The sequence below is a fragment of the Burkholderia sp. NRF60-BP8 genome (assembly GCF_001522585.2).
Taxonomy (GTDB): Bacteria; Pseudomonadota; Gammaproteobacteria; order Burkholderiales; family Burkholderiaceae; genus Burkholderia.
This window is the reverse complement of the sequence record NZ_CP013372.1, coordinates 1,806,196-1,823,986: the sequence shown is the minus strand read 5'-3', so window position 1 is coordinate 1,823,986 and position 17,791 is coordinate 1,806,196. Positions and strand designations below refer to the sequence as shown.

3 protein-coding genes are annotated in these 17,791 nt (G+C 67.0%); all 3 read left to right on the top strand.

Annotated elements, in window-relative coordinates:
• The first annotated feature begins 37 nt into the window (after nt 1-37).
• A complete protein-coding gene (locus WS54_RS08470) occupies nt 38-2,281 on the top strand; it encodes a tetratricopeptide repeat protein (RefSeq protein WP_059783008.1) in 2,244 nt (747 codons plus the stop codon).
• Nucleotides 2,278-4,545: a tetratricopeptide repeat protein gene (locus WS54_RS08465; RefSeq protein WP_082725131.1), complete on the top strand. Its 2,268-nt coding sequence runs from the start codon at nt 2,278-2,280 to the stop codon at nt 4,543-4,545. Before WS54_RS08470 ends, WS54_RS08465 begins: the two co-directional genes overlap by 4 nt.
• 65 nt (nt 4,546-4,610) lie before the next feature.
• Complete coding sequence (locus WS54_RS08460) at nt 4,611-17,498, top strand: filamentous haemagglutinin family protein (RefSeq protein ID WP_442861307.1); 12,888 nt, start codon at nt 4,611-4,613, stop codon at nt 17,496-17,498.
• Nucleotides 17,499-17,791 lie beyond the last annotated feature (293 nt).

Sequence of the window (17,791 nt, the reverse complement as noted above, 5' to 3'; positions counted from 1 at the left end):
ACACGCGACACGAACAGCGACAAGTGGGGGCCACACGATGACACCGAACGGGGAAGGGACGACACTCGCGAGCGCGCCGGTCGCGCCGGATCGCCGTCCGCCCGACGCCGCGCAACTCGACCGGCTGCTCTTGCGTGCGCGCAAGGCACACCACGACGGCGCGCTGCAGCACGCGGAACACGCTTATACCGAATTGCTGACGCTCGATCCCGAGCATCCGGAGGCGCTGCACCTGCTCGGCGCGGTGCGCTTCCAGCAAGGGCGGCTGGCCGATGCCGAACCGCTGATGCGGCGCTCGATCGAGCGCCAGCCGGCGCCGCTCGCGCTCGCGAATTACGCGGCGGTGCTGACCGGGCTCGGGCGCGCGCACGACGCGCTCGCGCGGCTCGACGAAGCGCTCGAGATCAATCCGGTCCATCAGCGCGTGCTGTTTCAGCGTGCGGGCCTGCTCGCGCAACTCGCGCGGTACGACGACGCGTGTGCGGTCTACGATCGGCTGCTCGCGCTGACGCCCGGTTTTGCCGACGGCTATGTGAAGCGCAGCGACATGCTGCGCGCGCTCGGCCGCCACGACGACGCGCTCGCCGACTGCGATCGCTCGATCGCGCTGGCCGGGCGTTCGTTCGACGCGATGCGCGGGCGCGGCCTCGCGCTGCGCGAACTCGGCCGCTTCCGCGATGCGGTCGACAGCTACGGCCACGCACTCGCGCAGACGCCCGGCAGCGCCGAGGTGCTGTTCCTGCGCGGCGTCGCGTATCTGGATCTGCACGAGCCCGAACGCGCGCTCGCGGATTTCAACGCGGCGATCGCGGCGAGCCCGACCTTCGTCGATGCGATCTTCAACAGTTCGATCGCACTCGAGCAGCTCGGCCGGCACGACGAGGCGCTCGTGCGCTGCGACCGCGTGCTCGCGATCGATCCGCACCATGCGCGGGCGCTGGCGAACCGCGGCAATGCGGCCAGTCATCTGGAGCGTTATCGCGACGCGGTCGACAGCTATGCGCGTGCGCTCGACGTGGAACCGGAGAGCCCCGGCGTGCTGTGCAACTATGCGAGCGCGCTGATGCGCGTCGAGCGTCACGACGACGCGCGCGACATGTGCGACCGCGCGCTAGCGCTTGCCGAAAACTATGTGCCGGCGTGGTTCACGCGCGGCCGCGCGGCGCTCGAAACGCATCGCTACGCGGCCGCGCTCGACGATTTCGCGCGCGTGATCGACGCGACGCCGTGCGACAAGCTCGCGCACTTCCACAAGGGCAATGCGTTGCGCGCGCTGCGGCGTCACGACGACGCGCGGCAGGCGTATGCGGATGCGATCGACATCGATCCCGACTACGTGCTCGCGCACTGCATGCGCGCGTTCCTGTGTTTGTCGATCGGCGATTTCGAAGCCGGCTGGGCCGAGTACGAATGGCGCTGGCGCGACACGCAGCTCGACGCGAGCCGGCGCACGTTCGCGCAGCCGCGCTGGACGCACGGGATGCCGCTCGACGGCAAGACGATCCTGCTGTACCCGGAACAGGGGCTCGGCGACACGCTGCAGTTCTGCCGCTACGTCCCGCTCGTGAAGGCGCTCGGCGCGCGCGTCGTGCTCGAAGCGCCGGTCGAGCTGAAGACGCTGTTCACGACGCTCGACGGCGTCGACACGCTCGTCGCGCGCGGCGAGCCGCTGCCGCCGTTCGACCTGCATTGCCCGCTGCTGAGCCTGCCGCTCGAGTTTCGCACGGACCTCGCGTCGATTCCGGCCGGCATACCGTATCTGGCCGCCGACCCCGTGCGTGTCGCGCAGTGGCGCGAACGGCTCGGCGCAGTGACGCGGCCGCGCATCGGCGTCGTGTGGTCCGGCAACCCGCTGCACCTGAACGACCGCAACCGCTCGATGACGCTCGCGGATCTGCTGCCGCTGTTCGACGACCGTTACGAGTGGATCAGCCTGCAAAAGGTGGTCCGCGACGACGATCGGCCGGTGCTCGACGCGAGTGCGGTGCGCTTCGTCGGCGACGCACTCCATGACTTCGCCGATACGGCGGCGCTGACCGCGCTGATGGACGGCATCGTCAGCGTCGATACGTCCGTCGCGCACCTTGCCGGCGCACTCGGCCGGCCGCTCGCGCTGATGATCCCGCATACGCCCGATTTCCGCTGGCTGCTCGATCGCGACGACAGCCCGTGGTATCCGTCGGCGCGGCTGTTCCGCCAGCCCGAGGGCGGGCAGTGGGCGCCCGTCGTCGAGCGGATCGCGGCCGAGTTGCCGGCGCTCGTCGGCGGAGGCGCGCAATGAGTGTGCGCCGCGAGGCCGCGCCGATGGCCGGTGCCGTACCGGGCGCCGCGGCCATGCCGCTGCATGCGGTGCTCGCCGACGCGCTGCGCAATGCGCGCACACGTCTCGAACAGCGCGACTTCGCGGGGGCCGGGCGACTCTACGAAGGCGTACTGACGATGGCGCCGGATCATGTCGAAGCGCTGCACCTGCTGGGCCTCGTGCATCTGCAGCTCGGCGATCCCGCAAGGGCGGAGCCGCTGATCGCGCGCTCGATGAAGTTCGGACTGAACCAGCCGTGGAACCTGGCGAACCACGCGGCGGCGCTGACCGGTGTCGGCCGTCATCGCGACGCACTCGCACTCGCCGATCGCGCGCTCGCGACCGATCCGGACCATGCGCCGTCGCATGCGGCACGCGGCGATGCGCTACTCGGGCTCGGGCAATACGACGCGGCGCTCGCGGCCTACGATCGGGCGCTCGTGCGCGAACCGGCGCACGCCACCGCGTGGCGCAAGCGCGGCGAGACGCTGCGGCGGCTCGAGCGGCCCGCCGATGCGCTGATCAGCATCGAGCGCGCGTTGCGGATCGACCCGAACGATGCGGCCGCGAACATCGAGCGCGGACATGCGCTGCGCGCGCTCGGCCATCGCGAGCAAGCGCTGCACAGCTATCAGCTTGCGATGGTCGTGCGCGGCAAGACGCCCGAGCTCGTCTACGCATGCGGCGTCGTGATGACCGAACTCGGCCGCCCGGCCGACGCGCTCGCGTGTCTCGACGAAGGGCTCGCGCGACTGCCGAACGACGAGCAGCTGCTGTACGCGAGTTGCGTCGCGCTGGATCTGCTGCACGCCCGCGACGAATTGCTGAAGCGCTGCGACCGGCTGCTCGCGTTGAATCGCGACCACGTCGCGGCGTGGGTCGGGCGCGGCAATGCGCTGCTGGGGCTCGAGCGCCATGCGGAAGCCGCAGAAGCCTACGCGCATGCGCTGGCGCGCGATTCCGACGATATCGACGCGCGCCGCAACCGCGCGGCCGCGCTGCGTGCGCTCGGCCGGTTCGACGACGCGCTCGCCGATTACGACGCGGCGCTGGCGCTGACGGGCCCGCATGTGGAACTGCATTACAACCGCGCGCTCGCGCTGCAGCAGCTCGGCCGTTACGACGAGGCGCTCGCGAGCCATGCGGCGGCGGCCGGCGCGCCCGCGGACACGGCGCAGGCCTTGTTCACGCGTGCGCTGGCGCACCAGCACATCGGCGACGACGACGCGGCGCTGACCGACTATGCGGACGCATGCCGACGCGATCCAAATCATGGGGCCGCTCGTCGCTCGCTAGCGTTCTGCCTGCTGCTCGCGGGCGATTTCGACGCAGGCTGGCGGCAGCACGAGGCGCGCTGGGAGGCGGCCGACGTGATGCTGCACCGGCGTCATGCGGACCGGCCGCGGTGGACCGGCGACGAACCGCTCGCGGGCCGCACGCTGCTGCTGCATGCCGAGCAGGGATACGGCGACACGCTGCAGTTCTGCCGCTACGCAAGCCTCGCACATGACCTCGGCGCGACCGTGATCGTCGAGGCGCCGGCCGCGCTCGGCGAACTGCTCGGCACGTTGCGCGGCGTGAGCCGGGTCGTCACCGAAGGGCAGCCGATGCCGGCGTTCGACCTGCAGTGTCCGCTGATGAGCCTGCCGTATGCGTTCCGCACGACGCTCGATACGGTGCCGGCCGACGTGCCGTACCTGCGCGCCGATGCGCGAAGGCGCGCTGCGTGGGTGCAGCGGCTCGATGCACTTGCGCCGTCGGGCCGATTGCGGGTCGGGCTCGCGTGGTCCGGCAATCCGCGTCATGCGAACGACGAGAATCGCTCGATACCGTTCGCCGCGCTCGCGCCGCTCGTCGGGTGCGGTGCGCTCGACGTGACGTTCGTGAGCCTGCAGCCGCAGGTGCGGGCCCGGGATGCCGATGCGTTCGCCTCAAGCGCCGTGCTGTCGTTCGCGGACGCGCTCACGGATTTCTCCGAGACGGCGGCGCTGGTCGACACGCTGGATCTGGTGATCGGCGTCGACACGTCGGTCGCGCATCTGGCCGGCGCGCTCGGGCGGCCCGTCTGGGTGCTGCTGCCGCGCGTGCCGGACTGGCGCTGGCTGCTCGAACGCGACGACTGCCCGTGGTATCCGTCCGCGAGGTTGTTCCGGCAGGCGCGGCCCGGCGACTGGCCGGCGGCGGTCGAGCGGGTGGCTGCCGCGCTCGGCGCAGCGGCTCGCACGCGCGCCCAACCGGCGTGACCGGCCTTCCATGACAAAAGCTACGGACCTTTTCACGGCGGCCGGAATGGTCCGTAACAGTCGCCATGTCGCTGCCATTCGCGCTTCGTATGGTCTTCGGATTCCAGCGGCCTGTTTCAGGCGCAACGACATGTGCGGTGCCCGACCGGCGCCGCATGCAAATTCCTAGCATCGGGGTGGAAAGAATGGCAGCACGCGCACGTACGGAACGGCAACCTCGCGCAACGGCCTCGCGGTCGGTCCTGAAATCGGAACTGAGCCCGCTGTACCGGGCGGTCGTGCTGATGCTCGCGGCGGGCGTGTCGGCGCATGCGCATGGGGCGGGCATCATGAACCTCGGGCAGGCCACCGCGCGTGCGGCGGGTGGGGGCGCGGGCAGCATCGGCGGCATGCCGGGCGTGCCGAATCTCGGCGTGTCGCCGCAGCAGGCGCTGCAGGCCAGCCAGCCGTCGATCCGCAACCTCGGTTATGCGGCGCACGCGATCGCCGCGCAGATCGCCGCGCAGCAGAATGCGGCGGCCGCGGCGGCGAAGCTGCCGTCGACCGTGCCGAACGGGCTGGCGCCGGGCGGGCTGCAGGTGGCGGCGGGCGCGTCGGGCGATACGAACAATCCGGTGCTGTGGTTCAACGCGAACGCGCCGACGCAGAGTACCGACGCGAACGGCCACGTGAACGTGGACGTGAAGCAGACCGGGCAGAACGCGGTGCTGACGTGGGAGACGATGAACGTCGGGCGGCAGACGACGCTGAATTTCGATCAGTCGGGCGGGACGCAGACGAATGGGGCGAACAACTGGGCTGTGTTGAACCGGGTCAACGATCCGAGCGGGCGGCCGAGCCAGATTCTGGGGAACATCACCGCGCAGGGGGCGGTGTATGTGATCAATCGGAATGGGGTGCTGTTCGGCGCCGGGTCGCAGGTGAACGTGCATTCGCTGGTGGCGTCGTCGCTCGATGTGCTGAACATGAACAATTACAACCAGGCCATGCAGAACAGGGTGCCGGTTGTGACGGACAGCAGTCTTGCGCAGGACGCCGCGGGGATCGTCGCGAGCAACAAGCAGTTCCTGAGTTTGCCCGCCGGGACGACAGGTGGGCTGGCGTATCCGGAGTCGGGTAGCTCGACGGGGGTGAATGGCGACAGCCAGGTTCCGAACGAGGTGCTCGGCCTCGGCAATCAGGTCAACCTCACGTCGGCCGGCCAGTATCGACCGTGGGGCGATATCACCATCGAGCAGGGTGCATCGATCACCACGCATGCGAACGGCAACGTCAGCGACGGCGGCTTCGTGATGATCGCGGCGCCGAACGTGACGAATGCGGGGCACATCAAGGCGACGGACGGGCAGGTCGTGCTCGCGGCCGGGGTCGGCGTGAGCCTGCGGCCGAACGGTTCCGGTAAAGTCAATCCGCAGGTGCTGCTGCCGGAATTGAGCGGGCAGATTCTGCTGCTTGGACCGAACGGCCAGGCGACCGACATCACGCCGGCCGGCACGCTGACCAACACGGGTATCGTCGAAGCGGCGCGCGGCAACGTGAACCTGCTCGGCAGTCGGGTCGCCCAGGACGGCGTGGTGGGCGTGACGACGAGCGTCAACGCGCCGGGCGCAATCACGATTTCCACGGTCGACGAATACCAATCCAACAATCCGGCCGGGGCCGCGTATCTCGGGCAGGCGCTTGTGACGATGAGCCAGCAAAGCACCGGCGGCGACACGCATCGTGCCGGCCTGCTTAGCTTCGGTCCCGATTCGGTGACGACGGTGATGCCGGACGGCAACGGCCAGACGACGCCTTCCACGCCGGGCGCGACCTTCACGCCAGGCAGCATCGGCATGACGGCCGGGTCGATCTGGCTCCAGGGCGGCTCGCTGATCGAGGCGCCCGGGTCGAAGGTCACCGTCACGGCGCTGACGCCGTCCACGTCCGGGGCGCAGACGCCGGCAGGTCAAACCGCTGTGCCGGGCCGCATCTATGTCGATAACGGCGCGACGATCGACGTGTCCGGCCTTGCGAACGTCGAAGTGCCGATCTCGCAGACGCTCGTGACGGTCGACCGGATCGGCCAGAACGAACTCGCGGATTCGCCGCTGCTGCGCAACGGGTTCCTGCTCGGGTACAAGGGCCTCGTGTTCGACAGCACGCTGACGGGCACGCGCAGCGACGGCGTGCAATGGGTCGGCAGCCCGATCCTGAACCTGTCGGGGTATGTAAGCCTGATTCCGCGCACGGTCGATCAGTTGCTGACCAATGGCGGGTCGATCACGCTGTCCGGCAACGAGGTGATGACCGCGGCAGGTTCGTCGATGAACCTGAACGGCGGTTACGTGCATTACGACGGCGGGATGGTCAACACGACGCGGCTGGTCGATGCGAACGGCGCCATCGTGCCGATCGGACAGGCGAGCCCGTACGACACCTACATCGGCATCGCGGGTCAATTTATCGAATCCCATCCGCGCTGGGGAGTGACGAAGTCCTGGTACAACCCGCTGCAGACGGCGGGGGCGTACCAGGGCGACTATATCGTCGGCGGCAATGCGGGCACGCTCGACGTCTATGCGTCGCAGGCGGCGGTACTCGACGGCGAGATCAGCGCGCAGGCGTTCGGCGGCTCGAAACAGATGCAGGGCAACAGCCTGCCGAGCGGCGGGACGTTCAACCTCGGCGCCGATCCGAAGCTCGATGGCGCTGCACTGGTCAATCTGACGTCGAACGGCCATCCCGCCGGAACCGGCACTGTCGGCCTCGTCGTGCTGCAGGACAACGCACCGTCGCTCGACGAGGTCACGCCGGGTTTCTCGATCGATACCCCGCTGGACACCAAGACGTTGCAGGCGCTGCCCGCCGCGGACCCGCGCAACGTGCTGTCGACCACCGTTGTGCCGGTCGCGACGTTGAACAGCGGCGGCTTCGCGAATCTGAACGTGACCGAGGACAAGGTCGGCGGCACCGGGATCGTCGTTTCGCAAGGCACGCAACTGACGTTGCAGCCGGGTGGCTCCGTTTCGCTCAACAGCGCCCGTCCCGGCGCCGACGTCAATGTGGCAGGCAAGCTGATCGTGCCGTCGGGCTCGATCGCCCTGTCGAGCGGCGGCAACGTCGTCGTGGGACCGGAAGCGGTGATCAGCGCTGCCGGTCAATGGGTCAACAACGACGTGCAGGCCGCACCCGGTACGACGCCGGGCAACGGTCAGTTCGTCAATGGCGGCACCATCTCGCTGTCGGCCATCCAGAATTCGCTGAACGTGCCCGGCGTCGGCTATGCGGACACGACCGGCTCGATCCTGCTGCAGCCCGGCAGCGTGCTGGACGTGTCGAGCGGCGGCGAGATGCTGGCGAACGGCCAGATGCTGATGCAGAACGGCGTGCCGGCCGGGCGTGGCGGCAACGTGTCGCTGCAGACGTATGCGGCGCCTCAGTCGAAACAGTATGGCCATACGACCGACGGCGGCGGTGGCGCGTATTTGCCCGCGGCGCAGCCGACGGCCGGCACCCTTGCCCTGGGCGGTACGATCCTGAGCGACGGTTTTTCAGGGGGGGGCACGCTGACGCTGCAGGCGCTCGGCTTCCGGATCGGCGGCGATGCGGCGGCCGCGTCGCCGTGGGACGTCTATCTCCCGGAGAGCTTCTTTGCGCGGCAGGGGTTCGGCAAGTACGTGCTGAACGCATATTACGATGCGACCGTCGCGCCGGGCGCCACGGTCGGCGTGACGCAATTGAACCGCATCCCGGAGGCCGCGCTTCAGCAGGCCGGTACGGGCGCGAACCTGTCGTCGGGCGGCCTGACGTCGATCGGCCAGCTCGATGCGTATCACCGGCAGGCGACGAGCCTGGTGCTGACGGGCGGCAATTACACGTCATGGCTTACATCGGCAGATGCGGCGCCGACGTACCCGGGTGTGACCGGTGCGGTCACGCTGTCGGAGGGCGCGTCGATTCATGCCGATGCGGGCTCGAGCATCGGACTCGGCTCGCCGACGCAGGTCACGGTACTCGGCACGATCGTCGCGCCGGGGGGATCGATCACGTTGAGTGCGGACGGGGCGGGCACGTTCGCGCAGACGGGACAGTTCAACACCGGCGCCCGAAGTTCAAGCCAGTCGGTCTGGCTCGGCTCGGATGCGACGCTGGACGTGTCGGGTACCGCGGTAGCCAATCCGCTCGCGGCACCGGTCAAGATCGGCGGGACCACCGTCGTGCCGAATACGGGCAAGGTGCTGCCCGGCGGCTCGGTGACGCTGTCGAGCGATACGGGTTACGTCGTTGCGCAGGCCGGCTCGAAGATCGACGTATCGGGTGCGTCGACGAATTTCGACCAATTGCAGGCGAACGGCACGTATGCGTCTCGACCAGTATGGAGCGATGCCGGCTCGATGACGCTATTGGCGGCGAACGGCCTGTTCGCGGATGCGACGCTGCAGGCCCATCCGGGCGCGGCGCAGGCGCGAGGCGGCACGCTGACGATCCTGCCGCATCAGAACGATGGCGCGACCGGCACGGCTCTGGTCGTGCGGCAAGACGGCACGCTCGCGCCCGCCGGGTTGGCACCGGGGCAGGACTTTGCGTCGGCGATCGATCCGACGACCGGCTTGCCGATCGGTCAGCCGACCGGCGTTCTTCAGTTCTCGGCCGACCGGTTGAAAGGATCCGGCATCGCGAATCTGGTGCTCGGCAGCGACACGCCGCCTAATCTTTTCGGCGTGTCGCCGACACCGATTCTGTTTGCGGGCGACGTGACACTGTCACTGCCGGAATCGGTGAGCCTGAATGCGGGCCGCATCGCGGCCATCGACATGGGACAGTTGTCGACGCTGCTGTCGACGCCGCCGGTACGCAAACCGGACGGGACGATCGCGTCGACGGTCGACGCGGTACTGGCACAAGCGCCGCAAGCACCGCTCGGCACGACGGTGGAAATCGATGCGCCCTACGTCGCATTGTCGGGGCCGCTCATCCAGTCGCAGGCGCCGAAGTTCAATCCGGTCGCGGCGCTGTCCGATGCGACGCTGAACGTGAACGCGTCGTTCGTCGATCTGAAGAACCAGTTCCAGCTCAACAATTTTGCTCACGCGAACTTCATGAGCAGCGGCGATATCCGCCTGAGTTCGACGAACGCGAGCCAGACCCAGGCGCCGGGTCTGGCGCCCGGGATTCTTTATACGCCGGGCGATCTGACCTTCAAGGCGGCCGACCTGTATCCGTCGACCGGCAGCACGTTCGTCGTCGCTGCGGTTGGTCCGACCGATTCGTCGACAGGCAAACCGGCGTCGACGACGGTCGCGTTCGCGTCGAATGGCGAGTCGGGCACGCCGCTGTCCGCAGGGGGTACGCTGCTGGTCGACGCGACGAACATCGTGCAGGGCGGCACGGTGCGCGCGCCGTCCGGCGCGATCGTGTTCGGCGTCGGCGATCCGTCGAATGTGGCGACGCAAGCACAGTTTGCGGGCCTCTCGCTCGTCGCAACGGATTCGGTGAAGCTGGCGAACGGCAGTGTGACGTCGGTCTCGAACGGCGGCGCGGTCATTCCGTACGGCACGACGATCGACGGCGTCGAGTGGCAGTTCAATCCGCTTGCCGGCAACACGACGCCCGACCTGACCGCACCGCCCGCGAAATACGTGGGTGTGAACGGCAGCAATGTCGCGCTCGACAAGGGCGCGACGATCGACCTGTCCGGCGGCGGCGACCTGCAGGCCGCCGAATGGGTGCCGGGCACCGGCGGCACGCGCGACGTGCTGTCGCAATACAACGTGAGCTATGCGAGCGGCAAGGGCGCGACGGCCGTGCCGGTCAATGCCGGGGCGGGCAACGTCTACGCGATCGTGCCGGGCGCGCAATCTCCCGTCGCCGCCTATGACCCGGTGTTCGCACAGACGCAGCAACCGTCGACCAATGCGAACGGTACGCCGACGACCGCGACGGCGACGATGGGCGTCGGGCAGGCGAGCCTGACCGATCCGGTCGGCAAGGCCGTGTATCTGTCGGGCGTGCCGGGGCTGGCGCCCGGCTACTACACGCTGCTGCCGGGCAAGTACGCGACGTTGCCGGGCGCGTATCGCGTCACGGTGTCGAACACGGCCGGCAATCTCGTGCCGGGCGCGAGCCAGATGCTGCAGGACGGCACCGTCGTGACGGCCGGCTATTTCGCCGACGCGTTGACGGGCAGCCGAAGCGCGACGCCGACGCTGTTCAACGTGCAGTCGAACGGCGTGTGGCAGCAGTACTCGCAATACACGCTGACGGGCGCGAACGCCTATTTCGCGAAACTCGCCGCGACGAAGGGCAACGTGACGCCGCCGCTGCCGGTGGACGGCGGTCAGCTGGTGCTGGCGGCGACGAAGGCGCTGACGCTCGGCGCGACGCTGAATGCGGCCGCCGGCGCGGGCGGCGCGCCGGCCCAGGTCGACATCGCGTCGCAGGAGATCCAGATCACCGGTAACGGCAGCGCGGCGCTGCCCGGCTATCTGCAGATCGGCAGCGACGCGCTCGATTCGCTGAACGCGGGCAGCCTGCTGATCGGCGGCACGCGCGCGGCGACGACGAGCGGCGTCACGATCACGCCGATCGCGAACAGCGTCGTCGTATCCAACGACGGCAACACGGCGCTGAAGGGCCCCGAGATCCTGCTCGTCACGAAGACCGACGGCAGCGGCACCGATCCGAACGCGGCGAACGGCCTGCGCGTCGATGCCGGTGCGTCGATCGCCGCCCAGGGCGATTACCCGGCCGCCAAGGATCAACCGATCGCGATCGCCGGCGACGGCGCATTGCTGCGCGTGTCGAACGGCGCGATGGCGCCGTTGTCGCGCACCGGCGGCACGGGCAACGGTTTGATGACGGTCGGCGCAGGCGCGACGCTCACGGGCGGACAGGCGCTGCTGCTCGATTCGTCCGGCGATCTGAAGGTCGATCCGTCCGCTGTGCTGTCGGCCAAGGCGATCACGGCGGATGGCTCCGCGATTACGTTCACCAACGCGAGCGGCGCGTCGGCGGCGAGCCTGCCGGGCTTCGTCGTCGATCCGGCCGGTCTCGCACAGTTCGCAAATGCGCAGCAGGTGACGCTGCGCAGCTACGGTGCGATCGGCTTCGTCGGCGACGTGAACGCGACGTTCGGCAACGGCGTCGATCTGAGCGCCGGCACGTTCACGAGCGACGGCGGCCACGTGACGCTGAATGCGCAGCAGGTCGCGTTCACGAACGAGATGGGCGCCGCGCCCGGCACGACGACGGCCGGAAACGGCACGCTGACGGTCAACGCGAAAGAGATCGACTTCGGCACGGGCACGAAGGCGGCAAGCGGCTTCGGCTCGGCGGTGATGAACGCGGCGGCCGGCATCGTCGGCCAGGGTACCGGCACATTCGACTTCGGCGCATTGCCGGTCACGCTCAATGCACCGGTCTACCTTGCCGATACGAGCTCGGCCGCCACCGTGAAGACCACGGGCGCACTGACGCTGAACGGCGCGTCGGGCACGGCATTGAAGCGCGATGCGGTCGGCGGTGCATGGACCTTCATCGGCGGTACCGTCGTCGACAACGGTGCGACGATCAGCGCGCCGGCCGGCAACGTGACACTCGAGGCGACGGCCGGCAACCTGACGATCGGCGGCGGATCGACGGTCAGCTCGGCGGGCGTGTCGAAACAGTTTTTCGATGTGACGCGCTACGCGCCGGCCGGGTCAATTACGTTGACGGCCGATGCGGGCACCGTCGACGTACAGGCCGGCTCGACGCTCGATTTCTCCGGGGCTACTGGCGGTGGCGCGGCAGGCAGTCTTTCGCTGTCGGCTCCGCAACAGGTCGTGAACCTGAACGGCGCGATCAAGGGCGGCGCGGCGAGCGGCTATGCGGGCGGATCGTTCTCGCTCAATACGGGCGGCGCGGCCGATCTCGATGCGCTGTCGAAGACGCTGGCATCGAGCGGCGTGAACGAGGCGATCACCGTCCATACGAAGACAGGCAACCTGACGCTGTCGCAGGGCAACACGCTGACCGCGCACTCGGTGCTGCTGACGGCCGACGGCGGATCGGGAAGCCCGGCCGATACGGCGAACGGCAACGTGAACGTGCTCGGGACGATCGACGCGTCCGGCAAGGCAGGCGGCGAGATCGATCTGTACGGCCGCAACGGTGTGGACGTCGAAGGTTCGCTGCTGGCGCGCGGCTCCGATCCGAATCAGCGCGGCGGGAAGGTCAACATCGGCACGACCGCATTGTTCGATCCGACGATCGTCGACGCGAACGGCAACTCGGTCGCGTACAACGCAACCTATGGTTACGAGAACATCCTGCGTGCGAACGCCGGTGCGATCACGCTCGGCGCGAATGCGCTGATCGACGTGTCGGGCGGGACGGCCGGCGGTTTGTCAGGCGGCACGGTGAATTTCCGCGCGCCGTTGCTGGCCGACAACGGCGTGAAGGTCAACCTGCCGGATACGTTCAACGACGGCAAGGGCATCGTCGGCTCGCGCGCGACGACGCTCGAGGCGTATGCGGTATGGAGCACGACGGACGCGACGACGGGCGCGCAGCACTTCGACGGCGTCATCGATCCGGCGGGATGGTATGACAAGAGCGGGCATCTGCTGGCCGGCACGTTTACGGCACAAGGGACGTCCGGCACGCCGGCGACGTTCTCGTTCGCACCGGACGGGTCGGGTGGCGGCACGCTGACGAATCAGACGACGGGCGCAACGGCGAGTGTCACGCAGGCGCAGCTTCAAGGTGGTGACAAGGATATTGGTTTCGGCGGGTTGAACAACATGTATTTCGCGCCGGCGAGCAACGGTGCGAATACGGATCACCAGACTTTCTACGGCTACCAGAACGGCGATGCATCGACCGCGACGCCGGGAACGCTGATGGGGTTCGTGCAACACGGGCTCGATACGCTCGTCGATCCGTTCGCGGGAAAGAACATCGCGAATACGCGCATCGTGCCGGGGATCGAGCTCGACAACCCGAGCCCGGCGATCAACGGCGGCGACATTCAGGTGCTGACGAACTGGAACCTCGGGGCGGGCGCGTCGCCGACGAATCTCGCGTTCCGTTTCGACGGGCAGGCGCCGATCGTGACGCTGCGCGCCGAGAACAACGTGAAGGTGAATGCCAGCCTGTCGGATGGGTTCTTCCAGATCGCCAACCCGCTGGGCGGCGGCGGGACGATTGCGGTGCCGCCGTTGTCGACGTTGAGCGAGGCGAATGCCATTTTCAAGTTGCCGTCGGGCTACAACGCGTACCCGTACGGGTACGGAATCTGGTACTACGCCAAGAAGGGTGTGGCGTTTGCCCCTGGACAGCCGGTCGGCGGAACGCCGGACGAGATCGCGGAATACTACGCGCTCTATATGGCGTACGCGAATTTTCTCGATCAGACTGCGACGAGCCTTTCGTCGCAGCTGAATTGGGCTCCGACTTACAACAATATCGGTATCGTCTATCAGCTGAGATTCAACGCGGCCGGAGCGGTCGCGGCTGGTCAGCCGAAAGGGCCGATTGCGCCTTCGGCGGCCGAGCAAGCGGTAGATCCCGGTTCATACCTGATTTATCTGAATCAGTATCAGAAATATCTGGCCGACTCCGTTCGATTCCGGAATCAAAATGGGAAGTATCCGCTAGTGGATGTTCCCGCCGCGCCAGCGGTTCAACCTGTTTCGGTGATCGGGACGCCGACGATCAGCCTGCCGGCCGTAACCGACAACTCGCCCGCGCCGACGCCGGTCGCGACCAATCCGATTCCGCTCCAGTCTTCGTCGCTGACGGGTGGAACGAGCAGTTCGTTCCGCGTAGTGGCGGGCGCCGATCTGAATAGCACGAATCCGCTTGCACTGCAGCCGTTGGCTGCGGGCGAAACAACGAGCGGCAAGAGTGTCACGTTCGACGGCCATACGACCTACGTCGACAGCAGTGGGTTTGCCGTGCTTGCACCAACGACGATCCGAACCGGTACGGGCGGCATCGATGTGGCCGCGGGCAACGGCGTCGCGTTGTTCGATGCCGGTACCGCACAAGCAAACGACTCGGATGTGGTCGTGCCGGGCGTGATTTATACCGGTGGCGCGCCTGCCGCGTCCGCGCCATCCGGTAGCCCCACGGTGGCGATCCTGCACGCCGGAACCGGCTATCAGGACATTCTGATCACGCCGACCGTCAGCCCCGATTCGGCTGGCGATATCACGATCCACGCGCAGGGCGACATCACGGGCGCCGAGTACCTGACCGATACGAACGGCACGGTCACTGGACGGACCGGCACCAACATCAGTCCGTTCTGGTGGCAGTGGATGCAGATCGGCAATCCGACCGGGTCGGTCGGCGCGACCACTCCCGTTATCCAGACCGTCCAGACGTCGATCAACTTCGGTGCGTTCGATCAAGGCGTGTTGAGCGTGGGCGGAAATGTCTCCGTGTCGGCGGGCGGGAATATCTCCGATCTGTCGGTGTCGTTGCCGACCACGTGGTGGCTGACCGGCACGAAAACGGATACCCCGACCGTCAATACGGTCGGCGGCGGCAACCTGTCGGTGCGAGCCGGTGGAGACATCTTGAGCGGCGGTTATTTCGTCGCCAAAGGGACCGGGACGATCACGGCTGGCGGGAAGATCGGCTCGGATCTCGCGGTGCCGTCGCAACTCACCGGACAACCTCCGGTAACGGTGGATACGCTGCTGGCAACGCAGGACGGCGTGCTCGACGTGAGTGCGCGTCAGGGCGTGAGCGTCGGGCGTGTGTTCGATCCGTCGTATGTGCAGAGCAATACGCTGCTGTATGCGTACAAGCAGCGCGCTGACATGCAGGGCTATTCGTCGACCTCCGCGGTCAATATTGCGTCGACGACAGGCGATGTCGCGATCGGTACGCTCTCGGCCGTCGGCGTGATCGGCGGCGGTGCGCCGACTACATCGATTCCGGGGGCGAACGATCTCTCGTCGGTCCTGCCGGCATCAGTGAGCCTGACCGCGTTGACGGGCGGCATCACCGTGGCGGCAAGCGGTGTGCTCTATCCGTCAGCGTCCGGCGACCTGAGCCTGATCGCCGACCAATCCGTCAACCTGTCGAGCGGCAACGGCATGGCGCTCGCCGGGGCACCCGCGTTCGGCATGCTCGACGTCGACCCGGGCGCGATGCCTTCGCCCGCCAATCCGAATGTTCTCATGGTCAATCCGAACATCGCATCGGCGGCGGCACATGGCTCAAATGCGTTGCATGCCGACGACCCCGTGCCGGCAAGAATCTACAGCCTCAATGGCGACATCGTCGATGGCGTGCTTCAGACGACAGGAGGAGACGCAGGCTTCTACGGAAATCTGGTTCCCGTTGCGATCGACAAGCCCGCGGTGATTCAGGCTGGGCGGGACATCGTCAATCTGTCGTTCCTCGGACAAAATCTGCGCAAGTCAGACGTGACGCGTATCGTGGCGGGGCGCGACATCTACGATACGCCGCCGCAGCAGTCGCAGCCGCAGCCGCTCGTTGCACCGGTGCTGGCACTGGGCGGTCCGGGAACGTTCGACATCCAGGCGGGGCGGAATATCGGTCCGCTGACCAACCAGAGCAATCTGGGGAATGCGAAGGGCATACTGACGGGCATCGACGCAATCGGCAACGCGAACAATCCGTACCTGCCGCATGAAAGTGCGAACGTCAATGTGCTGTTCGGAATCGGGCCCGGCATTGACACTGCGTCATTCGTCTCGACGTATATCGATCCGGCGAGTGCCGTATCCGGCGTACCTGGCGCGACGCCGGAACTCATCACGTTCATGGAGCAGTATGAGGCGGGCCTCTCGGTCGATACCGGCCTCGTCAAGGACCAACCGGCAGTCAAGCCTTTGACTGCCGCCGCAGCATGGTCGAAGTTCAAGGCACTTCCGCAGTTCGTTCAGCAGTTGTTTGCAGAACAGGTCTTGTTCAAGGTGCTGGCCAGCGTAGGTGAGGATTACAACAATCCGGCCAGTCCGTATTATCAGAAATATGCGCGCGGATACGAGGCGCTCAATACGATGTTCCCGTCCTCGTTCGGCTATACGGCCAACAACCTCGGTGGCGGCAACAACGGCGCGAACAAGGTGATCGATACGGGCGACCTGGATATTCGAAGCACGACCATCCAGACGCAGCAGGGCGGAAATGTGTCGATCCTGGGTCCCGGCGGACAGGCGCTGATCGGAAGCACATCCGCGCCGCCGCAGGTCGTGGCGAGCGACGGATCGGTGATTGCCGGGCCCGGTACGATGGGTATTCTCACGCTCGAGAAAGGCGACATCGACATCTTCACCGATCGCAGCGTGCTGCTTGCGCAGAGTCGCATTTTCACCGAGCAGGGCGGCGACATGACGATCTGGAGTTCGAACGGCGACATCAACGCGGGCAAGGGCGCGAAGTCGTCGGCGGACACGCCGACGCCGCAATATGTGTGTGACGCGAACCACTATTGCACGGTCGATACGCGTGGCCAGGTCACAGGTGCCGGTATCGCGACACTGCAGAGCGTACCGGGCGTGCCGATCGGCACGATCAACCTGATTGCGCCGCGCGGTACGGTCGATGCGGGCGACGCGGGCATTCGTGCAGGTAACCTGAACGTCGCAGCACTGCGTGTCGTGAACACGGACAACATTCAGGTAACCGGTAAAGCGAGCGGCATCCCGCTCGTGCAGGCGGTAAATACGGGTGCGCTGACGGCTGCGAGTGCCGCCGCGTCGGCCGCGACCCAGGTCGCGCAGGATATCGCCAAGAACAATGCGTCCGGTGTGTCGCCACGTCGCTGGACGATCTCGGTGCAGGTCGAGGGGTTTGGCGATACAGGCGGCGATGGCGGGAAGAAACACAAGCAGCAGGTCGGCTATGACGCGTCGAACGCGGTGTCGGTGCTGGGCTTCGGTCAAGTGGGGCCGGCGCAGAGATCGGCGTTGAGTTCGGACGAGCGTGCGCGGTTGGGCAAGATTTGAAGGGGGAAGTCGATGCGAGCCGCCGGTTCGACTGACAGTTTATGCCCTTTGATCATCGTCTCTCGGCATTGTCGAGAGACGTAGTGCAGCTGCTTGCGAATTCGAGTACAAGACGAAAAGCCGCGCCACTGGTGATTCAGAGAAATCCCATGAGATTTTCCTCTTGCGTCAGCCATCATCCAAGGCTCTTCGTGAGTGCATCAGACGATGCTTGACCTGACGGTGACGAGTAGTGCGGATTGAAGCTGTAAACGAAAAACTGCGCCCTTGACGATTCAAGGGCGCAGTTGCAG

Bases quoted from the DNA above. Each gene is read 5' to 3' on its own strand.
- WS54_RS08470 (WP_059783008.1), top strand. From the start codon at position 38: ATGACACCGAACGGGGAAGGGACGACACTCGCGAGCGCGCCGGTCGCG.
- WS54_RS08465 (WP_082725131.1), top strand. From the start codon at position 2,278: ATGAGTGTGCGCCGCGAGGCCGCGCCGATGGCCGGTGCCGTACCGGGC.
- WS54_RS08460 (WP_442861307.1), top strand. From the start codon at position 4,611: ATGTCGCTGCCATTCGCGCTTCGTATGGTCTTCGGATTCCAGCGGCCT.